Raw genomic sequence first — 23,330 nt, 5'->3', positions numbered from 1 at the left:
GAAACGACAGTCCGGCGGTAAATTCGCGAGACGATGGCCCATGTCCCTTGTCCCCCACTCCCTTGCGATCCTGCTTTGCGGGCTCTGTGCAATCGCCGGTGCCGCGCCGCTGGACGAACCGCTCAAACCTTTGCCCGAGATACCGAAACAGAACCCCGGCCAGGTCGAACTCGGTCGCAGGCTCTTCAGTGATCCGCGCCTGTCGGTCAACAACACCCTGTCCTGCGCCAGTTGTCATCAACTGGACAAGAGCGGAGCTGACACCCGCGCACTGTCCCTCGGCTTCGATGGACAACCGGTATCGATCAACACGCCGACAGTGTTCAACGCCAGCCTCAACTTTCGCCAATTCTGGGACGGCCGCGTCGAAACGCTCGAGGCGCAAAGCAACGTCGTCATTACCAGTCCCCACGAAATGGGCAGTGACTGGAAGACCATCGTCCAGCGGATTTCCGAGGATGCAGACTACCGAGCAGGCTTCAGCGCGGCGTACCCGAATGCAGTGACCAAGGCCAACATACAGAGCGCCCTGGCCACCTACGAGCGCACCTTGCTGACGCCCGGCTCCCGTTTCGATCAATACCTGCTGGGCAATACGGACATCCTGACCCTCGAGGAGAAATACGGCTATCAGCGCTTCAAGGACTACGGCTGCATCGCCTGTCATCAGGGCGTGAACATCGGTGGCAACATGTTCCAGAAGTTCGGGGTGTTCGGTGATTACATCGCCGATCGCGGCAACCCGACCGCCGCCGACCAGGGACGGTTCAACATTACCGGTGACGAAGCGGACCGCTCGGTGTTCAAGGTCCCGAGCCTGCGCAACGTCGAGCTGACCGCCCCCTACTTTCACGACGGCTCGGCGCCCACCCTCGAAAGAGCTGTGGACGTCATGTTCCAGTATCAGTTGGGGCGCATGCCGAGCGCTGAAGACAAAGCGCTGATTGTGAAGTTTCTCAAGACGCTGACCGGCGAAAGGGCGGGCAAGTCATGAAAAGAATCTCGCGTCGTGCCAGCCTGCTGTTACTCGGGCTCGTCGCCGTGCTCCTGGCCTCGATTCTGGTTTTTCTGTACTTCAAATCCAACTCGGAACAGACCGTGACCTACTCGGAATCCCGGGATCTGATCCGCCTGATCAAACAGCAGGACGCCCAGTGGGAAAACGAGGTCCTCAAGTCCCGGGTGGCGATTTCGCATAACTACGACCCTCTGGTTTCGCCAATGAACGAGATGAACCGGCTATGGGAGCACTTCGATACCATGGAGTCAGGTCATGGGCGCAACGACTCACAGCAATGGAACGATGCCCGTGAGGCTTTTCTGCAGGCGATGCAGGAAAAGACCCACCTGGTGGAGCAGTTCAAGTCGCACAACGCCTTGCTGCGCAACTCGCTGGCCTTCCTGCCCACCGCCGAGGACGACATCCAGGCACAACTGGCCGACCTGCCTGACCTCGACAAGCTGCAAGTGCAAAACATCGCCACCGATACCTATGACCTGTTGCTCAGTGCCCTGGAGTTCGCCCAGGTCACCTCCACCGACAAAGCCGCCGACATTCAGGTGGGGCTGAGCAAACTGGCGGTCAACGCGCAACGCTTGCCTGGAGAATTTCATGACCCGATCAGGATCCTCAGCAATCACGTCGCCCTGATCCTGCGCGAGCAGCCGCTTGTCAACGCTTTGCTCGAAGATATCGAAGCGGTTCCCGTGGCGGATCGTCTGGACGACATCACCAACTTGCTCAACCAGGATCAGCAACGGGCCGAGAAAATCGACAAAAAGTACCATTTCTACCTGCTGGTGTTTTCCGGCCTGCTGGTGTTGCTGCTGATGTGGCTGGCATTTCGCCTGATCCGCAGCTTCGCCGAGATCAACCGGGTCAACAGCGCTCTGCAAACCGCCAACGACGTGCTCGAACAGCGGGTCGAGGAACGTACCCGCGAGCTCAGGAATGCCCAGAGCGAACTGCTCGCCACCGCACGCCAGGCCGGCATGGCCGAAATCGCGACCAACGTACTGCACAACGTCGGCAACGTGCTCAATAGCGTGAACATCTCTGCCGACCTGATTGCGCGAAAGCTTCGCAGCAGCAAGACCCTCGGACTGGGCAAGGCAATGCAACTGATCAACGGGCATCCGGAGGACCTTGGCCATTTCCTGACCGAGGACGACAAGGGCAAGCTACTGCCCGGTTATCTCAATCAACTTGTCGACGCCATCGCCCAGGAACAGCAGGAGATGACCGACGAACTTGGGCAGATGAGCAAGAGCGTCGACCATATCAAGGACATCGTTGCCACCCAGCAATCCTATGCCGGGGCCAACAGCATCACCGAACCGCTGTACATCGGCGAACTGCTCGAAGACGCCCTGCGCATGAATGCAGGAGCACTGACTCGGCATCACGTCACGGTGATCAAGGAATACAGCGAGGTGCCTCAGGTGATGGGGGACAAGCACCGCTTGCTGCTGATCCTGATCAACCTGATCAGCAACGCCAAGTACGCAATGTCCGACCTCAACAACCGCTCAAGGGAAATGACCCTTGGTGTGCGAATCGTCGACAACACGTTCCTGGAAATCAGTGTCAGGGATGATGGCGAAGGTATCGCCTCGGAAAACATGACGAGGATCTTTGCCCACGGTTTCACCACCCGCAAGGAAGGTCATGGTTTCGGCCTGCACAGCTGCGCGCTGGCGGCTATCGAGATGAACGGCCACCTCACCGCCCACAGCGACGGCCCAGGCCTGGGCGCGTTGTTTACCTTGCAGATACCGCTGATCGCCGTAACGGAGAACGCATGAGAGTGCTCTCGAACCGCCGCATTCTGTTGATCGACGACATGCCGTCGATTCACGACGATTTTCGCAAGATCCTCGCCCCACCCCAGGTTCACACGGCAGAACTCGACGAGATGGAGGCCGCATTGTTTGGCGAACAGGCCAAACCCGAGCGCCCGATGTTCGAACTGGATTCGGCCTATGGTGGCGAAGAAGGCCTGGGCAAACTCAACCGGGCGCTGCAGGAACAACGACCCTACGCGCTGGCGTTTGTCGATATGCGAATGCCCGACGGCTGGGACGGGGCAAAAACCATCGAACACCTGTGGCAGCAGGATCCGCAACTACAGGTAGTGGTCTGTACCGCCTACTCCGATTATTCCTGGGACGATCTGCTCAATCGTCTGAATGCCCATGACCGGCTGCTGATCCTGAAGAAACCGTTCGACAACATCGAAGTCCAGCAAATGGCCAACACCCTGCTGACCAAATGGGAAATGACCGAACGGGCCTCGCTGCAGATGCATCACCTGGAACACCTGGTGGATCAGCGCACCGCCCAGCTCAAGCATGCCAGCGAGGCCTTGCAGCGGGAAATCGACGAGCGCAAGCAACTGGAAGGCCAGTTGGTGCAATCGGAAAAGCTCGCTTCGTTGGGCCAACTGGCGGCCGGTGTCGCGCATGAGATCAACAATCCGATCGGGTTCATCTCCTCCAACCTTGGCACCCTGGACGGTTACTTTCAGCAATTGCTGACCATGCTCGACGCCTATCACAGCGCAGAACAGGTCCTGGCGGGCAGCCAGACGGCGCTGCAACTGGAGCACATTCGCGAGCAGATCGAACTTGAGTATCTGCGCGAGGACGTACCGCTGTTGATCAAGGAGTCGAAGGAGGGCATCAGCCGGGTCGGGCAGATCGTCAGGGACCTGAAAGACTTCTCCCGGATCGACAACACTCAGGAATGGCAATGGGCCAATCTGCAACAGGGCATCGAGTCGACACTGAACATCGTTGCCAGCGAACTCAAGTACAAGGCCGATGTGGTCAAGGACTATCAGGTGCTGCCGGAAATCGAGTGCCTGCCGTCGCAAATCAACCAAGTCATCATGAACCTCGTGGTCAACGCCGCGCAGGCCATGGGCCCCGAACGCGGCACCATCACCCTTCGCACCGGGACGCAGGGCGAGACGGCGTGGATCGAAATCGCCGATACAGGATCAGGCATCGCGCCCGACACCCTGCAAAAAATCTTCGATCCGTTTTTCACCACTAAACCGGTGGGCCAAGGGACAGGGCTGGGCCTGTCCCTCTCCTATGGCATCGTGAAAAAACATGGTGGCGATATTTCGGTGCGCAGCGAACTGGGGGCCGGTACGACGTTTCGTGTACAACTGCCGCTACGCCAGACCCGACCGGCCGCCTGACGGCGCCTCAGAGCGCTTCCTGGAAATCCATTTCCGGCGGCTGGCGACGGAACCCGCCGGTCAGCACCGCCAGGTACACCACGCCGATCGCCAGCCAGCTCAGGCCCAGGTAAATCGCGAGGTGATCGAGGCTGACCATCAGCCACAGGTCCGCTACCAGGCCGATGAACGGGAACAGCAGGAACAACACGAACTCGCGCAGACCTTTGTTTTCGCCACCGATCCAGTAATGGAAGATCACCGACAGGTTGACCAGGCTGAACGCCAGGAACGCGCCGAAGTTGATGAACGAGGTCGAGGTGGTGACGTCCAGTTTCAGTGCCAGCAACGCCACCACCGCGCACAGCAGGATGCTGTTGATCGGCGTGCCGAAGCGTTCGTGCAAGCTGCCGAAAAACGCTTTCGGCAACACGCCGTCGCGACCCATGGCGTACAGCAGTCGCGAACCGCTGGCCTGGGCCGACAGCCCCGAGGCGAACTGACCGACGATCAGGCCGATCAGGAAGATCGACACGAACAGGTCGCCACCGATGTTGCGGGCAATTTCATAGGCCGCCGAGTCAACGCTGTCGAACTGGAACGACGGATGAGCAATCTGCACGAAGTACGACACGCCGACGAAAATCAGCCCGCCGATCAGGGTGATCAGCATGATCGCCCGGGGAATGGTGCGGCGTGGATCGCGGGTTTCTTCGGTCAGGGTGCTGACCGCGTCGAAGCCCAGGAACGAGTAACAGGCGATGGCCGCGCCGCTCATGATCAGCGGCATCTGCATGTCGCCGTTGAAGAACGGCTTGATCGACCACAGCGGCGTGCTCGCATCGCCGCCGACGTAATGCACGCACAGCGCGACGAAGGCGATCAGCACCAGGAACTGCACCAGCATCAGCAAGGCGTTGATACCGTTGGCCAGTTTCAGGCCGACGATGTTGATCGCGCTGGTGATGCCGATGAACGCCAGTACCCAGATCCACTGCGGCACCGCCGGGAATGCGGAGTTGAGGTAAGCCGCGCCGATCAGCCAGATCGCCATGGGCAGGAACAGGTAATCGAGCAGCACCGCCCAACCGGCGATGAACCCGAGTTTCGGGCTGATGGCCTTGCGCACATAGCTGTAGGCCGAGCCGGCCACCGGGAACGCCGAGGCCATGCGCCCGTAGCTCATGGCGGTGAAGAACATCGCCACCAGCGCAGCGAGGTACGCGGCCGGCACCATGCCGGCGGTGGATTGGGCGAGGATGCCAAAGGTGCCGAGCACAATGATCGGCGTCATGTAGGCGATGCCAAACAGCACCACCGATCCTAGTGACAAGGTGCGTTGCAAACGAGCCATGAGCGACTACTCCGGATTTTATTGGATTTATGGCAGAGCCGAGTTCGGCGCAAATTACGGGGGTTGCGTTGTTGTTCTTTGGCGTTGAATCCAGTTGAAAGCCTGAAAAGATCGCAGCCTTCGGCAGCTCCTACGCCGAACGCATTTACCTGTAGGAGCTGCCGAAGGCTGCGATCTTTTGATGTTCAGTTCGAAGGAATCAGCAGCTCCCGCAGCCCACCCGCCTGCTCAACCACCTCCCCCGGCAACCTCAGCCGCTGATCATCCAGATAGCGATAATCCTGGCGCGCCGCCGTCAGTTGGTTCAGGTCCAGTTCGACTGCAAATTGCCCCTCCTCGCGTCCGGCTTCGAACAACAAGGTGCCCAGCGGATCGACCAATGCGCTGCCGCCGGCAAACACCAAACCTCCGTCACCCTCCTCCACCCGGTTAACCATCAGCGCAAACGCCTGGTTTTCCTGGGCGCGAGCCATGATCGCGGTGCGGTGGGTCGGGCCGTACGGGTCCATGTTGCCGTTGGTGACGATCAACAGTTCGGCACCCAGTTGCGCCAGGGCGCGGGCGCTTTCGGGGAATTCAATGTCGTAGCAAATCAGCAGACCCACGCGCACGCCGTTCCACAGGCAGGTGGCGTAGCGATCGCCGGCCTCGTAGACACCGCGATCCGAGGCCCACAAATGAGTCTTGCGGTATTTCAGCGCGATGCCTTCAGGAGTGATCAACAACGTGGTGTTGTAGAAACGGCCGTTGTCGTTCTCGGCCATGCCGATGGCCACGGCGATATTGCGCTCGCGGGCGGCGGCGATCACCGCGCTGACGGACGGGCCGTCCAGCGCCTCGGCCACCTCGGCCACGGACTCGGCCGAAGGGAAGCCCATCAAGTGGCCTTCGGGGAACAGGATCAGCTGCGTGTCGGCAGCGCACGCAGCCATCGCCGCCAGGGTGCGTTCGAGGTTGTATGCCGTGTCATTGTCACGGCCTGCCAATTGGGCGAGTTCGACCTTCATGGGTATTCCTTGTTATGGACCGGGCCGCAGAAAGATTGCCCGGTCGGTGTCTGTGCGCCAGTATGCGCAGCAAGCAACCGGGCGGGGAATCACGCCGCTGGGGTAACACGATAGGGGTAGATGCATGACACTCTCGTTGGACGACATCGCCTGGCACCGCTCGGTGGGGCAACTGATCGACGCCCTGGACAAGCCCAATTTCTGGACCCAGCTTGTACGCCTGCTGGACCAGTACGTGCCCTTCGACAGCTGGGTGGCGCTGCTTTTCAGTGCCGATCAGCGCCCCCAGGTGTTCGCCGAATGCCCCGGCGAAGACGGCAGCCCTGACCAGTTATTCCAGGATTACCTGCGCGGCCTGTACCTGCTCGACCCCTTCTACATCGCCTGTCGCGAGCAGTCGCGCACCGGGCTGTATCGCCTGTCGGAAGTGGCCCCGGAGCACTTCGAGCTGACCGAGTATTACCAGCGCTACTTTCGTCTGAATGTGGTGGCCGACGAAATCCAGTTCAATTGTCAGCTCGAAGGCGACCGCACGCTGTGCCTGTCCCTGGGCAGCACCCAGCGCTTCAGCGGCCAGCAGATCGCCTTGCTGTCGTTAATCCAGCCGTGGGTGCTCGGCCTGTTGCGCCAGCGTCTACCCTATGAAATCAACGAAGTCGTGGCCCTGGCCCCCGCACCGCCGCAAGCCGACTGGCGGGTGCAACTGGAGGCTTCGGTGCAGCAGCTCAAAGGCGCGCAGTTGACGGCCCGCGAGCTGGATGTCGGGCGTTTGATGCTCAGCGGTTGCTCCAGTAAAGAAATCGCCCGTAAGCTGGAAATCTCTGTCGAAACCGTGAAAGTCCACAAGAAACACATGTACAGCAAGCTGGGGATCAAATCCCAGTCCGAGCTGTTTTCGATTTTTCTCCAGGCACAAAATGCCTGAAAAGATCGCAGCCTTCGGCAGCTCCTACATGGATCGCATTCCCCTGTAGGAGCTGCCGAAGGCTGCGATCTTTAAAACTCGAGTCCGAACCCAAGGAAACCGTATGAGCCTGTCACTCCTGAGCCGCTACGCCTTCTTTGCCATCTGCGTGATCTTCACCCTCGCCAGCCTGCCATTTCTTGACTATGACTGGCTCTGGCCGATCACCGCCGTCACCGCTGTCCTCAGCCTGATCGGCCTGTTCGATCTGCTGCAAAGCCCCCACGCGGTGCGCCGCAATTACCCGATCCTGGGCAATATCCGCTACCTGGTCGAAGGCATCCGCCCGGAAATCCGCCAGTACCTGCTCGAATCCGACAGCGACGCCCTGCCCTTCTCCCGGGCCCAGCGCTCGCTGGTCTATTCCCGGGCCAAGAATGAAACCGCCGACAAACCCTTCGGCACGCTGATCGATGTGTATCAGTCGGGTTTCGAATTCATCGGCCACTCCATGCGCCCCGCTCCCTTGAGCGATCCGAGCAGTTTCCGCGTCACCGTCGGCGGCCCGCAGTGCACCCAGCCGTATTCGGCGTCGGTGTTCAACATTTCAGCCATGAGTTTCGGCTCCCTCAGCGCCAACGCCATCCGCGCCTTGAACCAGGGCGCCAAGCTCGGCAATTTCGCCCATGACACCGGCGAAGGCAGCATCAGCCCCTATCACCGGGAAAACGGTGGCGACCTGACCTGGGAACTGGGCAGCGGCTACTTCGGCTGCCGCACCAGCGACGGCCGCTTCGACCCGGAACGCTTCGCGGCGCAAGCCCGGACGCCGCAGGTGCGGATGATCGAAATCAAGATGAGCCAGGGCGCCAAGCCCGGCCACGGCGGCATCCTGCCCAAGCACAAGGTCACCCGGGAAATCGCCGAAACCCGCGGCATCCTGATGGGCGAGGACTGCGTGTCACCGTCGCGCCACACTGCGTTTTCCACGCCGATCGAAATGATGCATTTCATCGCGCAACTACGTGAGTTGTCCGGCGGTAAACCGGTGGGCTTCAAGTTCTGCCTCGGCCATCCGTGGGAGTTCATGGGCATCGCCAAGGCCATGCTGGAAACCGGCATCCTCCCGGACTTCATCGTCGTCGACGGCAAGGAAGGCGGCACCGGCGCCGCGCCCGTGGAATTCACCGACCACATCGGCGTGCCGATGCGCGAAGGCCTGCTGTTCGTGCACAACACCCTGGTGGGCCTGAACCTGCGGGACAAGATCAAGCTCGGCGCCAGCGGCAAAATCGTCAGCGCCTTCGACATCGCCAGCGTGCTGGCCATCGGCGCCGACTGGGCCAACTCGGCGCGTGGCTTCATGTTCGCCATCGGCTGCATCCAGTCGCAGAGCTGCCACACCAACAAATGCCCGACCGGCGTCGCCACCCAGGACACCCTGCGCCAGCGCGCGCTGGTGGTGCCGGACAAGGCCCAGCGCGTGTTCAACTTTCACCGCAACACCCTCAAGGCCCTGGCGGAAATGCTCGCCGCCGCCGGCCTTGAACATCCGTCGCAGTTGTCCGCCAAGCATCTGGTGCGACGCATGTCGGCGACCGAGATCAAGCTGTTCTCGCAGTTGCACGTGTTCCTCAAACCGGGGGAGTTGCTGACCGGCGAAGTGAACGGCGAGTTCTACTCGCGGATGTGGCAGATGGCCCGGGCCGACAGCTTCGAGCCCCATGACATAGCGGCGGCATGACCTCGCCACCCCGATCAAAATCCCGCGTCACCAACGCAGTGTTTTGCTCGGGGTCGGCTCCTTCATCACGATGAAACCGTAATCACCGATCAGGTAAATCCGGTAGAACTGGCTGTCCACCAGCGCCGGATAGCCCTGATACCCCACCCGCGTCGCATTGCGCCGCTCCCGCTCCGCCACCACGTTGGTGATCCCCGCTTTCGGCAGATTCTCGGCCAGCATGTAAAAGTCGGTATTGAGCAGGTAGTGCAGCACCGGCAGTTGCTTGAATGAGCCGGCCGCCGCCACTAACCAATAGTCGGAGTAACTCACCGACATATAGATCCGCCTGGCCTCGCGCAGCGACTGATGGCTGGCGATGTCGTACGCAAGACCGGCCAGCGCCGTGGACGCAAAGGTTTTCTGCACCGTCAGCACCCGGCCATAGGCGAACGACAGCGACAACATGGCCAGCAGAGGGATCATCAACAACAGTGGCAGCCGCTCATGGATCGAGGCCAGCGCCAGATGGCCCAGGTAGAACAGCAATACCAGCAGCACGGCGAAGCCCATCAAGGTGCGGGCGCCTTCGTTGAAGTCGCGGAAAAACAGCGCGACACCGGACACCAGCAGCGTCACCACCGGCAATGTCAGCAAACACATCAGTCCGATCAACAGCTTCTTTGGCCCGCCGTCCTGACGCGCCGCTACGTTCAATCCCAACCGCACCGCCCCGGCTATCGCAAGCAACAGCAACCCGCCGAACACCCAAAGCCATCCGCCATGGAATAGCAGCACGACTTTTTCCAGGACCCGGGCAATGTTGATCTGGATCTGCAATGAGGGATGCACAGTCCATTCGAGCAGCAATGTGCGATTCGAGTCCATGAACAGATAAGCACTGACGCTGTAGATCAACCCGCCGAGGATGACCTGGGCGGCTTTCCAGCCCAGCAGGTCGCGCCATGGCACCGGGGCTGTTTTATCGTTGGCGGCCCTGAGCAACTCCAGGCAACACAGGCCCAGGAACACATTCAGGCTGATCTGATACAACCCCAGCGCCAGTGTTATCAGGAACGCCGGCACCAGCCATTGCACACTACGCCACGGGTGACGAAAGGTGATGGCGTAGATCACCACCACCAGGCTCAGGGCCGTGGTGGGACCATCGTATTGATAGGACAGGTTTTGCAGGAAGAACGGGTTGTACCAGAGCGGCAACAGCACCAGGCAGCAAGCAATGGTGGGCTGGCGGAAGTAATGGAACGTCAGGCTGGTCAGCGCCGACGCCATGGCCAGCGTGGCGATCAACAAGGGCAAGGGAAAGATGTTCGGCGCGGCATGGCTGAAGGTCAGCGCGTTGTAGAACAGCTGGGCGAAGAGTCGGCCCTGTTCAGCCCAGGCCATGCCCGCTGACAGCGAGCGCCAGTTGTCATCGATGTAGGGATAATCCGCGAGGATCAACGGCAGGACATACACCAGGGTGGCGAACAGAAAAAACCGCCAGACCTGATGCCGGCTGAGCTCGCGAACGAAGAAGTCGCTGAACCGGCCCATGCTAGCGCCTGCCCCGGTCTTTACCGCCGACGATGTCCTTGATCACATAACGCGGCCGGTGCTTGGCCTCGATGTAGATGCGACCGATGTACTCGCCGAGGATGCCGATGCCGATCAGTTGCACGCCGCCGAGAAACAGTATCGCGGTCATCAGCGACGGATAGCCGGGGACGCTGTTGCCGAAGAAAATCTTGTCCAGCACCATGTACACCGCGTAAAGCACCGCGAAAATCGAAATGCCGCCACCGACGTAAGTCCACAAGCGCAGCGGCACGGTGCTGAACGAAGTCACGCCTTCCAGGGCCAGGTTCCACAGCTTCCAGCCATTGAATTTGCTGCTCCCCGCCACCCTTCCTGGCCGCTCGAACTCCACCACCACGGTGTTGAACCCGGCCCACGACAACACGCCTTTCATGAACAACTGGTGCTCGGGCAGGGACCGGATCACATCGACCACCTTGCGATCCATCAGCCGGAAGTCCCCGACGTTTTCCTCGATGCGGGTATAGGCGATGCGATTGAGCACATGGTAGAAAATCGACGCGCTGTGGCGCCTGAGGTAGCCGTCGGCGACCCGGCTGCGGCGCTTGGCGAGTACCACGTCGGCACCCTTTTGCCATTGCTCGATCAACAACGGAATGACGTTGATCGGGTCCTGCAGGTCGACATCCATCGGAATCACGGCATCGCCACTGGCGTGCTCCAGGCCGGCAAACAGTGCCGGTTCCTTGCCGAAGTTGCGCGAGAAATTGATCAGCATGACCTGATCATCCGCCTGGGCCAGTGCCGTAGCCTGTTCGGCCGTGCGATCGGAGCTGCCGTCGTTGATGAACACGATCTCGACTTCGGTATCGCCCAGCCTCAACTCCCGTCGCACCGCCTGATAAAACAGGTTGATGGACTGATCTTCGTTGAACACCGGGACAATGAGCGAGATTTTCATCGATCACGCTCGCGAAACACCACGTATTTGGAATACAGGAAACCGAACACCAGGCTCAACGCCGAAAACAGGACCACCGTGAGCAAGCCGTGCAATCGCCAGATGTCGCCAAGATGGCCGATACCCAGGCTCAATGCCCCCATGCCCAAAAGAAACAGCAGGTAACCTGCGACCGTGGCATTGGCGGCGAAGGTAAATTGCGCGTTCATGTAGAAGGAAAACGACGCAGCCACGCAAAAGGCCGCCAGGTTGCTGACCGCCTGGCTGAGGCCGGCCGCCACGCTCAACAGGAAAAAGATCTGCCAGTGGATCAAGGTGTTGGCGACCCCGATCACCGTGTAACTGGACAGCCCTTTCCACAACAGTCTCATGGGAGGCTCCCGTTTCAAGAACGTTGCACTCATTTAATTTTGAGCCTGTCTACTGTCAGAAATCGCAGGTTGACGGACCTTTCTGACCAGCGGTTGAGCCTTGGGGTAACACCCGAGACATCCGGTAATATCCCGACTTTGCAATTGCCCACGAATCAGTCCACCCTGCGCGCCGCCGATTGGGCGCGTGGCCTTTGCGCCCGCGGCCAATCCCATTTTCACTCGCTGTTACGAGTTTGCTGTCATGACGTTAGCACGCGATCACCGGATCGACTTTTTTCGTGGTCTGGCACTGATCTTCATCTTTTGGGATCACGTGCCCCACAACCCCTTGGGGCAAATCACCCTGCGTAACTTCGGTTTCAGCGATGCGGCCGAGGTTTTCGTGTTTCTGGCAGGTTACGCGGCCGTACTGGCGTACGGCAAAGTCCTGGCGCGCGAAGGTTTTCTGATCGCCTGCGTGAAAATCCTGCGCCGGGCGTGGGTGCTCTACGTGGTGCATATCTTCCTGCTGGCGATGCTGATGGGTATTGTTTTTTTCGCCAACAGCCACGTGGAAACACGGGACCTGGTGGAAGAAATGGGCATGCATCACTTCATCAGCAACCCGCAGCAGGCCCTGATCGATGAACTGCTGTTGCGCTTCAAGCCGAACCTGATGGACCCGTTGCCGCTGTACATCGTGCTGTTGGCGGGCTTGCCCCTGGTGCTGCCGCTGCTGGTGCGCCAGGCCTGGGTTGTGGTCGCGATGTCATTGGCGCTGTACCTGATGGTGCCCCTGGCTGGCTGGAACCTGGCGGCCATCAAGGACGGCGTGTGGTATTTCAACCCGGTTGCCTGGCAGTTGCTGTTTGTACTCGGCGGTGCCGCTGCGATTCACAGCCAGCGCCCGCGCCAGCCCGAGACGCGCCCATTGCTACGCCAGCCGCTGTTTGTCGGTGCGGCGCTGTATGTCGTGGTCGCAGGTGTGTTGACCGTGCTGTGGCGTTGGCCGGACATACACGATGCCGTGGTGCCGGCGAGCCTGCAAAACGTCCTGTACCCCATCAGCAAGACTGACCTTTCGCCCGTGCGCCTGCTGCACTTCCTCGCGCTGGCCTACGTCACGGCGAAACTGATTCCCGACAGCGGATGGACGCAAAACTGGCTCGCGCAGCAAAGTTGCCGCATGGGTCGTTTCTCGCTGGAGATTTTCTGTCTGGGCGTGCTGCTGGCGCCATTGGCGGATATGGTCAATGCGTTGACTGACGATGCCTTGGCCATGCAGATCTTCACGGCGCTGGTGGGTGCCGGGTTGATGGCGCTGCTGGGGGCATGGCTTGAATTCAACAAGCGGTTGAACCAGACAATCAAAAGATCGCAGCCTGCGGCAGCTCCTACAGAATCAGATCGCATTTCCCTGTAGGAGCTGCCGCAGGCTGCGATCTTTTGATCTTCAAAATCAAAAAGCCCCGATCATTTACGACCGGGGCTTTTTCATTTCAGGCGTTGGCGCTTACGAAACCGAACGCGCCGCACCTTGCGAAACATTGGTCGGTTGCAGCTTGAACACGTAGAACAGCACCGTCAGCAGCACCAGGAACGCAGGGCCCACATACAGCGCCACGCGGGTGTCCGGGAAGTACGCCATCAGGCCGACCACCAGCACCAGGAACGCCAGCGCCAGGTACGAACTGACCGGGTACAGCCACATGCGGTATTTCAGGCCGGCCGCTTCACCGGCGCTCAGGCCTTTGCGGAACTTGAGCTGGGCCAGCAGGATCATCGCCCAGGTCCAGATCGCGCCGAAGGTGGCAATCGCCGTCACCCAGACAAACACCTTTTCCGGCACCAGATAGTTGAGCAACACGCCCAACAGCAAGGCGCCAATCGACAGCAGCAATGCACGCCGTGGCACGCCGTTGTTCGAGGTCTTGGCAAAGCCGGCCGGGGCCTGGCCGTTCTGCGCCAGGCTGTAAAGCATGCGCCCGGTGCTGAAGATGCCGCCGTTGCAGGACGACAACGCAGCAGTGATCACCACGAAATTGATGATACCCGCCGCGGTCTTGATGCCCAGCCGCTCGAAAGTCATCACGAACGGACTGCCCTGGGTGCCGATTTCGTTCCACGGGTAGATCGACAGGATCACGAACAACGCACCGACGTAGAACAGCAGAATCCGCCAGAACACAGAGCCGATGGCATTGGGGATGGTCTTTTGCGGGTTCTTCGCTTCACCGGCGGTCAGACCGATCATCTCCACGCCCAGGTAGGCGAACATCACCATTTGCAGGGACATCAACACGCCTTGCACGCCGTTGGGCATGAAGCCGCCGTGGGTCCACAGGTTGGAAATCCCCAGGGCCACGCCGTCGTTGCCGAAACCGAAGGCGATGATGCCGATGCCACCGAACACCATCGCAATGATGGTGACGATCTTGATCAGGGCAAACCAGAACTCGAATTCACCGAAGGCCTTGACCGCGATCAGGTTGATCGAGCCCATGCTGATCAGTGCAGCGAGCGCCCAGATCCAGCGCGGCACATCGGGGAACCAGACGCCCATGTATACCGCCACGGCCGTGATTTCCGCGACGCAGGTCACCAGCCACAGGAACCAGTAGTTCCAGCCGGTCAGGAAGCCCGCCAGCGGGCCGAGGTAGTCTTGGGCGTAACGGCTGAACGAGCCGGCGACCGGATTGTGCACGGCCATCTCGCCGAGGGCGCGCATGATCACCAGGATCGCCAGACCGCCGATGATGTAAGACAGCATGATGGCCGGACCGGCCATTTCGATGGCCTTGGCCGAGCCCAGGAACAGGCCGACGCCGATACAGGCACCGAGTGCCATCAGGCGAATATGCCTCTCGCCGAGTTCGCGTTTAAGCGGACCGCCCTGAGCGGTCTCGCCTTGGGGCAGGTGATTGCCTACGGGCATGGGGGACAACCTCGTCTTGTTATTGGATATGACCACCGAGTGGCGAAGCGCTGACCGATAAGCCATCGCCTCCCGAACCGGTTCTGCTTCGTGGGCAGAGTCGTCTTGTAGGAAAAACCCGCAAGATCAGTGGGAAAAACGGCGCCGAGTATTGCACAACAATGGTGCATCGTCATGCCCCTGCCAAAGCCGTATTTACCCTCGAGAAAGGCTCTACTTCGGCCATTACAGACCGCCACACTTCTCCAGGTGCTATCACAACCGTGGCGAGCCCCCTCGCCACAAGTGCTTCAATCAGCCTGATTATTGGTGTGTCCGTGCATCATTTTGCCCTTCACATTTTCTTCACCCTCGCCAACCACCGTCTAAGCTTCAGTGAAGTCCGATCAATCTGCGTGAATGGATCAGTCGACTATGGGCGCTTTGTGGCAAACCGATTCGAGTAAAACCGTGGTTCCGAATGAATGTGAGGGTGAAGCGCCTATTCCTGAAAAACCCCGTCGCTCCAGGCACGGATGGGGTGCGTTCTGGCTATTGTTGTTGATAATCGCGGTTGTCGTGGGGCTGGCGGCTGCGAGGGAAATGCGTACCTCGAAGTTCCAGGCCCGGGAAGTCAGCAAGTACGCCGCGTCCCTGAACTATGAGCTCAAACCCGGACCCAGCGATGCGATTCGCTATCCAGGGGAAGGTCCGTTCGATCGGCGCCTGGGCTACAGCTCGCTGGATGAGTTCCTGCCGCGCCTGATCAAGCGCAATTTCGTCGTCGAGGCGCAAACCCGCTTTTCCCCGGCGCTGTTGAAGTACAGCGACAAGGGCCTGTTCTTGCCTTATGCCGAGAAGATCCAGGCCGGGCTGTCGATCACCGATTGCCGTGCAGCGCCGCTGTACCAGTACAACTATCCGCAACAGCTCTATTCAACCTTTGCCTCGATCCCGCCGGTGGTGGTCAACAGCCTGCTGTTCATCGAGAACCGCTTCCTGCTCGACCCCAGGCAACCGCTGGCCAACCCGGCGGTGGACTGGCCACGGTTCGGCATGGCGGCGTGGTCCCAGCTGGCCAAGATGTTGCACGTGCCCGGCCAATCCGCCGGTGGCAGTACCCTGGCCACGCAACTGGAGAAGTACCGGCACTCCCCCGATGGCTTGACGATCAATGGCGCGGAAAAGATTCGCCAGATGATTTCCGCCACCGTACGCGCCTACCAGGCCGGGCCACAAACCCTCGAAGCCCGGCAGAACGTGGTTCGCGACTACCTCAACAGCGTGCCGCTGTCGGCCGTACCGGGCCACGGTGAAGTGCACGGCATGGCTGAAGGATTGCGCGTGTGGTACGGCACCGACTTCACTCAGGCCAACGAAGCGCTGTCCAGCACCGCGACGGATCCAAAAACCATGGCGGAAAAAGGCTTGGCCCTGCGTGAGATGCTGTCGTTGATGATTGCCCAGCGCCGCCCGTCGCACTACCTGACCAAGGGTCATGATGAACTGGCCGACCTCACCGACAGCCATATTCGCCTGCTGGCGCAAAACCATGTGATCGACGCCGAGTTCGCCGCCGCCGCCCTGGCCAGCAAAGTGACCTACCGCGACTGGGCCACCCAGCCGACCATTCAACCGATTGAAACCAACAAGGGCATCAGCGTGGCGCGCAGCCGTCTGGCCGGCATGCTCAACCGCCCGCTGTATGACCTCGACCGCCTTGACCTCTCCGCCACCAGCACCCTGCAAGGCGAGTTGCAAAGCGAGGCCACCGCGTACCTGAAAAAACTGGCCGACCCTGAGTTCGCCACGCAAATCGGCCTGATCGGCGAACGCCTCCTGACCCCCACCAGCACCACCCAGGTACGCTACAGCTTCACCTTGTTCGAACTGACCCCGGACGGCTCGCGGGTTCGGGTACAGACCGACAGCACCGACCAGCCATTCGACATCAACGAAGGCAGCAAACTGGAACTGGGCTCCACCGCGAAAATGCGCGTGCTGACCACCTACCTGCAAATCATCGCTGAGCTGCACGACAAATACACCGGCATGACCGTTCCGGAACTGAAGAAAGTCGATGTGCCGGACCAGGACCGCCTGAGCCGCTGGGCGGTCGATTACCTGATCGAGAACAAGGACCGCGACCTGAAAATAATGCTCGGCGCTGCCCTGGACCGTAAATACTCCGCCAGCCCCGGCGAGGCGTTCTTCACCGGTGGCGGCCTGCACGTGTTCAACAACTTCCGCAAGGAAGACAATGGCCGGATACCGCCCCTGCGCGACGCCTTGCGCGAATCGATCAACCTGCCGTTCATTCGCCTGATGCGAGACCTGGTGCGCTACACCATCTACTCCGGCCCCAACAGCAGTGCCGAACTGCTCAAGGACGACCGCGACCCGCGGCGTCAGGAGTACCTGGCCGAATTCGCCGACCGCGAGGGCACTTCGTTCCTGCTCAAGTTCTGGAAGAAGTACAAGAACAAGGACACCCAGGACCGCCTCGACACCTTCCTCGACAGCATGCGCCCAACCCCGATCCGCATGGCCGCCGTGCACCGCTATCTGCTGCCGCAGGCCAGCCAGGAAAGCTTCAACTCCTTCGTGCGCTCGCACCTCAAGGGCGCCAAGCTCACGGAAAAACTCACCGACGAACGTCTTGTGCGGCTCTACGAATCCTACGGTCCAGGCTCCTACGACTTGCCGGACCAGGGCTTCATCGCCAAGGTCCACCCCCTGGACCTGTGGCTGATGGGCTATCTGCTCAATCACCCCGACGCCAAGTGGAGCGACATCGTCAAAGCCAGCCAGTTCGAGCGCCAGGAGGTCTACAGCTGGCTGTTCAAAAGCCGGCACAAGGGCGCCCGCGACAGTCGCATCCGCACCATGCTGGAGATCGAAGCGTTTCTCGACATCCACCAGCGCTGGCAGAAAGTCGGCTATCCGTTCGACCATCTGGTGCCGTCGCTGGCCACCGCCATCGGCAGCTCCGGCGACCGTCCGGCAGCCCTGGCCGAATTGATCGGCACCATCCTCAACGATGGCGTGCGCATGCCGACCCTGCGCATCGACAGCCTGCATTTCGCCGCGCACACCCCCTATGAAACCCAACTGATCAATGACCCCGACGTCGGCAAACGGGTGATGCCATCCGAGGTAGCGACCGCCATGCGCGAAGCCCTTTCACAGGTGGTGGATGCCGGTACGGCCAAACGCGTGGCCGGCAGTTTCAAACTGCCGGATGGCAGCCCGCTGGCCATGGGCGGCAAGACCGGTACCGGTGACAACCGCATCGAGGCCGTCGGTTCCGGCGGACGGATCCTGAGTTCGAAATCGCTCAACCGCACGGCCACCTTCGTGTTCTACATCGGCGATACCCACTTCGGCACCCTGACGGCGTTCGTGCCGGGCCGCTCGGCGGAAAGTTTTACCTTCACCTCGGCATTGCCGGTGCAGGTGCTCAAGGGTATGGCACCGATTCTGACGCCGTACCTGCAACCGGGCACCCACACGATGTGCCAGCCAACCCAGGCGACGGTCGTCCGCTAAGCATTACCAAAAGCCGGTGCCGGGGTGGCGGTAACTATTTATTTTTCACTCTTTGATTTTGGGAGGCTCTGGGCAAAAACCGCGTCCTTTCAAACCAGTTTTTGAGCTTTTTTCGGGGGCCATGCGTACCTAGTCTGTTCGCTCCATTATTGATCAACGGACGATCAGACAATGCCCAACCCCGATAAAACTCCAGACTCGCTCGCCAATGATCTGGTCGATAAAAGTATCCATTTTGAACGGGTCAAACAGGCTATCCCTTACTGGCTGAAAGAAACTTCCATCGCTCGTGTCAATGAACTGAAAGCCGACAGGGTGATCCTTCCAGACCCGCTGCGGGAAGCCACCCGGGCGCTGCAGCAACGACTGAAAAATGACATCAAGCTCAGCTGGACTGCGCAAAACCAGGTAGATCGTGCATTGAGCGAGTTGCAGGATGTCTACGCGTTTGCCCGGCCTATCCTGCAACAGGCGCTGAAGGACCGCTTCGGCGTCGACGACGATGTCGAGGAGACCTGGCTACGTTTGTATGCACCGGTGAAAACATCATGGTGGGTGCATGACTTTTCCGGCGGTACCACCAGCCGAACCATCTCGCTGCTGGACGCCGCCCTGCATAACTTTTCGCTCGACGAGTCGTTTCACCAAGACTCCGAGTTCATCACTCGCCCCAACGCTCGTGGGCACTTCCTGGTCAAACACCTCAAGCACAAACTGAGCATCGATCAGTTCAAGTCACTGTGCCGCGAACTGAACATCGGTGCCAGATACCAGCAGCATCTGAACGAGTTTTTGCTGTCGACCAACAGAGTGGCGAGCAATTACCTGCGTTACATCGTCATCCGCAGTCAGAAAAGCGCGTTGAACGTTGCGGCGCAAATGGCCCTGATGAAAAAGGACATCGACCAGGAGGCCTATGACGTCGTGCAAGGCATGCTCGACGATCGCTCACAAATGCGATGGCACGGGCAGCCCGTCAGCTATTACAACCTGTCGATGATGGACACGCGGCTGGTCGGCATTGTGCTGATCGCCCCCGATGTATTCACCGCTACAGGCACCGTCCCGGTCATGGCGTATGTTCCCCATGACCCGGAGCATCCGCTCAAGCTGTACCCGTCGACGCTGGATTTCATGGCAGAACTGACGCGCCAGCTGCGCGATGGCAGCTCCAGCAAAAGTTATCAACAGTACTTCAGCCAGTTCGTGCCCCATCAGCAACGCGGACATTTCTTTGCCGGACTCAATGACCGCCTGAGCACAATCAAATGGCAGCCGGCCCCACCTGGCACCAACTTGCCCAGTTGGCGTGAAACACCCGTGGCCAACCCCGACTTGAAGTTCAGCCTGTCGAGCGTCAAGACCGACAGAGAGACGGTTTTCAAGAATGATCTTTGGGGCTACTACTACCGACAGAAGCTCAACAAGATTCTCAACGATGGGCGGGAAATCGCGATTTCCACCGAGTACGCCGATCGCATGGCCCGCTGGGCCTGGTGGGATAACCTGGAAAAAATGCTGTCGGACATTCTCAACGTCGCGCTGCTGGTGGCCACGCCGCTTGTCCCCGGCCTGGGCGAGCTGATGCTGGCCTACACCGCCTATCAACTGACCGATGAAGTGGTCGAGGGTATCGTCGATCTGGCCGAAGGTCATTTTGCCGAGGCGGCAGAACAGACCATCAACGTGCTGGAAAGCGTCGTCCAGTTGGGCGCATTTGCGGCGGGCGGCGCAATTGGTAATGTCGCGCGGGCGAAGCTCTCGCCGTTTTTCGAAAGTCTGAAACCGGTGCAGTTGGCAAACGGTGAGACACGGCTGTGGAATCCTGACCTCAGCCCTTATCAACGAGCCGACGTGGTTTTGCCGGCGGATGCACGGCCTGATGGACAGGGTATTCACCAGCATCAGGGCCGGCGAATTTTGCGTCTGAACAATCAACACTTCGAAGTGCTGGAAGACCCGGTTACCGGGCAACAGCGCATTCGCCATCCGCAGCGGTTCGATGCCTATGCACCGACCCTGCGACACAACGGCCAGGGTGCCTGGGTCTGCGAAACGGAGACCCCGCGCGAGTGGGAAGGCACGACCCTGATGCGTCGCCTGGGCCATACGACCGATGCCTTCAGCGACACGCAACTGGAGCGGATCCGTCAGATCAGCGGTACTGAAGAGGCCGCGCTGCGCAGGATGCACATCGAGCACGCCCCGCCGCCGCCCTTGCTGACCGATACCCTGCAGCGCCTGGGGGCACCGGTGAATCCGCCTCCTGCGTTGTCCCCCGAAATGGCTGCACTGTTCAGCGATTATCCCGAACTGCCTGAACCCGTCGCGGAAAAAATCTTCGCCGGCGCCACCCCGTCGGAACTCCAGCAGATAACCCTGCACAAGCGCCTGCCCTTGCGCCTGAAAAGCCAGGCCCGGGAACTTCAGTTCGAGACCCAAGCGGTGCGCGCCGCCCACGGCCTGTACGACAACGCGCTGGTCAGTCGCGATACCGAACGCCTAGTGCTGGGCACCTTGCGCACGCAAACCGATACCTTCGGCAACCTGCGCATCGAAATCCGCCAGGGCACGCTCGACGGCGAACTGCGATGCAGCGCCGGGCCGGAAGACGCAGCACAAGTACGGATCATGGTTCGCGACGAATCCGGAAAATACGAGGTACGTGACACCGAGGATCAGCAGATCCACGCAGCCGATGATTTTCTTCCTGCCCTGCTCCAGGCCATGGGCAGGGATGGGCGCAGAGCGGTGGGATATCGAGCGGGGGATGTCGGGTTCTTCAAGCACTGGATCATCGCCAAGACCGAGACACCGAGCGAGCGCCGGGCGGTTCTGGCCACGCCACCGATACGTGCTGTGGCCGAGTACGAGACCATGCTGTTGGTACGCGGAGCCGGTACCAGCAAGTCCGGCGAAACGCTGCACGAGCGGATTCACGACCTGCACCCACACTTTAGCGACAACGAGGTCGACGCCTTTGCCCAGGCACTGATCGAAAAGGGCGAACCGATGAAACGCCTGGAGGAACAGGAAAATGATCTCGACGAACTACGCATGACTGTCGAACTCTGGGAGCACCAATTCGCCGGGCTGGATGCCGATAACCCGATACCGCTACACGGCACGCGCTTGCACATTGCCGAGCGTCTGCTCGAGTGTTTCGAGCGAAAAAACAGCGAACTCGGCAACCGTACCGATCCGGATGACTATGCGCTGGATCTGTCACGGGAGCTATCGCCCGTGGACCTGGAAGCTTCATGGCCGAAACGACCGGAACTGAAAAAACATCTGGATAAAGTCACGGTATTGAAGCTCGACAACACGCGTTTTCTGGCAACGCCGGATGGCTTGCTGCGAGACTTCCCCAACCTGCGCCAACTTAGCGCCAGACGTTGCGAGCTCAAGATTCTGCCCGACAGAATCGGCGCCATGCACCGGTTGGAGCGCTTGCAGTTGAGCGACAACGCCATTGTGCTGGATGCCGACGCAGTGCTGCGGCTCAAGCATCTCACCTATCTGGAAATACTCAGGCTCGAAGGCAACCCTCTGGCAATGGCACCGGACATTCGTCGCATGCCCAGGCTCAAAGTTGTGGCCTTGAAAAACACCGGCCTGACCACATGGCCCGTCGGCACCCTGGCCAAAAACCGACCAAGGGGTTTTCTCCTGGACCTGCGGGACAATCCCATCAGCGTAATTCCCGAGGTGGTGCCCGGAAGGCCAGACGCTTGGGTCATTGCCCGCACCCGCCTCAACGTCGGTGATTTGTCGGATATAAACCAACTGCGGTATCAGGAGATTCGTCGCTCAGTGGGATTGCCTCCCGAACCTCTGGTGATTACTCACCCGACGGACTACGGCGCCACTGCCGATGACTGGGCCGACGTACCCGGGTTGGGGATAGAAAGGATCGCCTCTTTCCGGGAACTGTCCGACGACCCTCGGTCCCATGCGTTTATCGAAGCTGTGCTCAAGCAGGAACGCTCTGCGGACTTTGCCGCTGCCGGCCCTGTTCGCCAGCAATTGGTACAGCGCATCGCACGCATGGTCGATGCCGTGTACATCGATACTCAGCTGCGCGAGCAGCTCTACACTATGGCCATCGCCCCCGTCGATTGTGCCGATGCCGGTGCGCAGTTGTTCAACAACATGGGCATTCGCGTGCTTGCGTCCGAGGCCTATTCGTACTCCACCGATCCGGCGCAGCTTCAGCGCCAACTGGTGATCCTGGCCAAAGGCGCCGCACGGTTGGAGCACGTCAACGAAATTGCCCGAGCAGACGTCGCCAGTCGTGGCGGCAACCCTGATGTCGTCGAAATCTACCTGGCATACCAGACGGGACTCGCCTCGCGGTTGAACCTGCCGTGGCAATCCGAAGGCATGTTGTACCGAACGGTTGCCGGTGTAACTGACACCATGATCGATCAGGCATACGACACGGTGCTGGCCCTGGGTGAAGGCGATGGCCTGATCAACAAGATGCTTGAACAGGATTTCTGGGAGGGTTACTTGCGTGAAAAATGGCCTGTTGAAACGCAGACGAACAAACATCTCTACCAGAGCAAATACGAGAAACTGGAGGAGCTGCGCACAACCCAGCTTCAGTGGCTCGAGTCGACGTCGGACGTTGAGAAAGCCGACCTGCGCAACCGGCTCTGGGAACTCATCAACGATCTGCCCGTTCCAGAGACCGTAGTTTTTGCCGATGAGCCCATCAGCGAAACTGACTTCGATCGTTTTCTCGTCGACCTGGGTGACGAGGAAAAACAGCTGGCTAGACAACTGACCCGAGAGGCTCTGCGCAAAGCAGGCCAATAAAGTCCAACAGCAAGCCAA

At 60.0% G+C, this 23,330-nt stretch carries 14 protein-coding genes; 8 read left to right on the top strand and 6 right to left on the bottom strand.

Going from position 1 to position 23,330, the window contains the following annotated elements:
• The first annotated feature begins 40 nt into the window (after positions 1–40).
• The 3 genes from AC3IP0_RS05320 to AC3IP0_RS05310 are packed head-to-tail and all read left to right on the top strand — an operon-like array spanning position 41 to position 4,208.
• A complete protein-coding gene (locus tag AC3IP0_RS05320; protein WP_489318530.1) occupies positions 41–994 on the top strand; it encodes a cytochrome-c peroxidase in 954 nt (317 codons plus the stop codon).
• Positions 991–2,805, top strand: a complete 1,815-nt coding sequence (locus AC3IP0_RS05315) for a DAHL domain-containing protein (protein WP_489326822.1) — start codon at positions 991–993, stop codon at positions 2,803–2,805. Before AC3IP0_RS05320 ends, AC3IP0_RS05315 begins: the two co-directional genes overlap by 4 nt.
• Positions 2,802–4,208, top strand: coding sequence for an ATP-binding protein (locus AC3IP0_RS05310; protein ID WP_489326821.1), 1,407 nt, complete (start codon positions 2,802–2,804; stop codon positions 4,206–4,208). Before AC3IP0_RS05315 ends, AC3IP0_RS05310 begins: the two co-directional genes overlap by 4 nt.
• A 7-nt stretch (positions 4,209–4,215) precedes the next feature.
• Here the strand turns inward: AC3IP0_RS05310 and AC3IP0_RS05305 are convergent, their stop codons facing one another.
• Together AC3IP0_RS05305 and AC3IP0_RS05300 are read right to left on the bottom strand one after the other, a co-directional pair.
• The gene (locus AC3IP0_RS05305) at positions 4,216–5,541 is read right to left on the bottom strand and encodes an APC family permease (protein ID WP_489318528.1); all 1,326 of its coding nucleotides are present in this window, start codon (positions 5,539–5,541) and stop codon (positions 4,216–4,218) included.
• Positions 5,542–5,726: 185 nt separating this feature from the next.
• Positions 5,727–6,548: a carbon-nitrogen hydrolase family protein gene (locus AC3IP0_RS05300; protein WP_489318527.1), complete on the bottom strand. Its 822-nt coding sequence runs from the start codon at positions 6,546–6,548 to the stop codon at positions 5,727–5,729.
• A gap of 124 nt (positions 6,549–6,672) precedes the next feature.
• Here AC3IP0_RS05300 and AC3IP0_RS05295 point away from each other — a divergent pair, with 124 nt between their 5' ends.
• Positions 6,673–7,473: a helix-turn-helix transcriptional regulator gene (locus tag AC3IP0_RS05295; RefSeq protein WP_057716236.1), complete on the top strand. Its 801-nt coding sequence runs from the start codon at positions 6,673–6,675 to the stop codon at positions 7,471–7,473.
• Between the two features lie 103 nt (positions 7,474–7,576).
• Positions 7,577–9,196 (top strand): FMN-binding glutamate synthase family protein, encoded by a 1,620-nt coding sequence (locus AC3IP0_RS05290; protein ID WP_489326820.1) that lies wholly within the window; start codon positions 7,577–7,579, stop codon positions 9,194–9,196.
• Positions 9,197–9,223: 27 nt separating this feature from the next.
• Here AC3IP0_RS05290 and AC3IP0_RS05285 read toward each other — a convergent pair whose 3' ends face one another.
• Genes AC3IP0_RS05285 through AC3IP0_RS05275 form a run of 3 tightly spaced genes read right to left on the bottom strand, consistent with a single transcriptional unit; the run spans position 9,224 to position 12,046 of the window.
• Positions 9,224–10,732 (bottom strand): glucosyltransferase domain-containing protein, encoded by a 1,509-nt coding sequence (locus AC3IP0_RS05285; RefSeq protein ID WP_489326818.1) that lies wholly within the window; start codon positions 10,730–10,732, stop codon positions 9,224–9,226.
• A 1-nt stretch (position 10,733) separates the two neighbouring features.
• Positions 10,734–11,675, bottom strand: coding sequence for a glycosyltransferase family 2 protein (locus AC3IP0_RS05280; protein ID WP_489326816.1), 942 nt, complete (start codon positions 11,673–11,675; stop codon positions 10,734–10,736).
• Positions 11,672–12,046 (bottom strand): GtrA family protein, encoded by a 375-nt coding sequence (locus tag AC3IP0_RS05275; RefSeq protein WP_489318523.1) that lies wholly within the window; start codon positions 12,044–12,046, stop codon positions 11,672–11,674. The genes AC3IP0_RS05280 and AC3IP0_RS05275 overlap by 4 nt, the downstream gene beginning before the upstream one ends.
• A gap of 244 nt (positions 12,047–12,290) precedes the next feature.
• Here AC3IP0_RS05275 and AC3IP0_RS05270 point away from each other — a divergent pair, with 244 nt between their 5' ends.
• A complete protein-coding gene (locus AC3IP0_RS05270) occupies positions 12,291–13,451 on the top strand; it encodes an OpgC family protein (protein ID WP_489326815.1) in 1,161 nt (386 codons plus the stop codon).
• Between the two features lie 90 nt (positions 13,452–13,541).
• Here AC3IP0_RS05270 and AC3IP0_RS05265 read toward each other — a convergent pair whose 3' ends face one another.
• Positions 13,542–14,963 carry an amino acid permease gene (locus AC3IP0_RS05265; protein WP_489318521.1) on the bottom strand — a complete coding sequence of 474 codons (1,422 nt, stop codon included), beginning with the start codon at positions 14,961–14,963 and terminating at the stop codon, positions 13,542–13,544.
• 414 nt (positions 14,964–15,377) lie between these two features.
• Here AC3IP0_RS05265 and AC3IP0_RS05260 point away from each other — a divergent pair, with 414 nt between their 5' ends.
• Together AC3IP0_RS05260 and AC3IP0_RS05255 are read left to right on the top strand one after the other, a co-directional pair.
• Positions 15,378–18,491 (top strand): transglycosylase domain-containing protein, encoded by a 3,114-nt coding sequence (locus tag AC3IP0_RS05260; protein WP_489326814.1) that lies wholly within the window; start codon positions 15,378–15,380, stop codon positions 18,489–18,491.
• A 171-nt stretch (positions 18,492–18,662) separates the two neighbouring features.
• Positions 18,663–23,312, top strand: a complete 4,650-nt coding sequence (locus AC3IP0_RS05255; RefSeq protein WP_489326813.1) for a dermonecrotic toxin domain-containing protein — start codon at positions 18,663–18,665, stop codon at positions 23,310–23,312.
• The last annotated feature ends 18 nt before the right edge of the window (positions 23,313–23,330 follow it).

The organism is Pseudomonas sp. GL_103, from assembly GCF_057835175.1.
Note: the sequence above shows the minus strand (reverse complement) of the source record. Positions and strands in the feature narration are given on the sequence as shown.

What these genes read in the sequence shown, in the direction of transcription:
- AC3IP0_RS05315 (WP_489326822.1), top strand. Translation starts at nt 991, where the DNA reads ATGAAAAGAATCTCGCGTCGTGCCAGCCTGCTGTTACTCGGGCTCGTC.
- AC3IP0_RS05280 (WP_489326816.1), bottom strand. Translation starts at nt 11,675, where the DNA reads ATGAAAATCTCGCTCATTGTCCCGGTGTTCAACGAAGATCAGTCCATC.
- AC3IP0_RS05270 (WP_489326815.1), top strand. Translation starts at nt 12,291, where the DNA reads ATGACGTTAGCACGCGATCACCGGATCGACTTTTTTCGTGGTCTGGCA.
- AC3IP0_RS05310 (WP_489326821.1), top strand. Translation starts at nt 2,802, where the DNA reads ATGAGAGTGCTCTCGAACCGCCGCATTCTGTTGATCGACGACATGCCG.
- AC3IP0_RS05305 (WP_489318528.1), bottom strand. Translation starts at nt 5,541, where the DNA reads ATGGCTCGTTTGCAACGCACCTTGTCACTAGGATCGGTGGTGCTGTTT.
- AC3IP0_RS05275 (WP_489318523.1), bottom strand. Translation starts at nt 12,046, where the DNA reads ATGAGACTGTTGTGGAAAGGGCTGTCCAGTTACACGGTGATCGGGGTC.
- AC3IP0_RS05285 (WP_489326818.1), bottom strand. Translation starts at nt 10,732, where the DNA reads ATGGGCCGGTTCAGCGACTTCTTCGTTCGCGAGCTCAGCCGGCATCAG.
- AC3IP0_RS05290 (WP_489326820.1), top strand. Translation starts at nt 7,577, where the DNA reads ATGAGCCTGTCACTCCTGAGCCGCTACGCCTTCTTTGCCATCTGCGTG.
- AC3IP0_RS05295 (WP_057716236.1), top strand. Translation starts at nt 6,673, where the DNA reads ATGACACTCTCGTTGGACGACATCGCCTGGCACCGCTCGGTGGGGCAA.
- AC3IP0_RS05265 (WP_489318521.1), bottom strand. Translation starts at nt 14,963, where the DNA reads ATGCCCGTAGGCAATCACCTGCCCCAAGGCGAGACCGCTCAGGGCGGT.
- AC3IP0_RS05300 (WP_489318527.1), bottom strand. Translation starts at nt 6,548, where the DNA reads ATGAAGGTCGAACTCGCCCAATTGGCAGGCCGTGACAATGACACGGCA.
- AC3IP0_RS05320 (WP_489318530.1), top strand. Translation starts at nt 41, where the DNA reads ATGTCCCTTGTCCCCCACTCCCTTGCGATCCTGCTTTGCGGGCTCTGT.
- AC3IP0_RS05255 (WP_489326813.1), top strand. Translation starts at nt 18,663, where the DNA reads ATGCCCAACCCCGATAAAACTCCAGACTCGCTCGCCAATGATCTGGTC.
- AC3IP0_RS05260 (WP_489326814.1), top strand. Translation starts at nt 15,378, where the DNA reads ATGGGCGCTTTGTGGCAAACCGATTCGAGTAAAACCGTGGTTCCGAAT.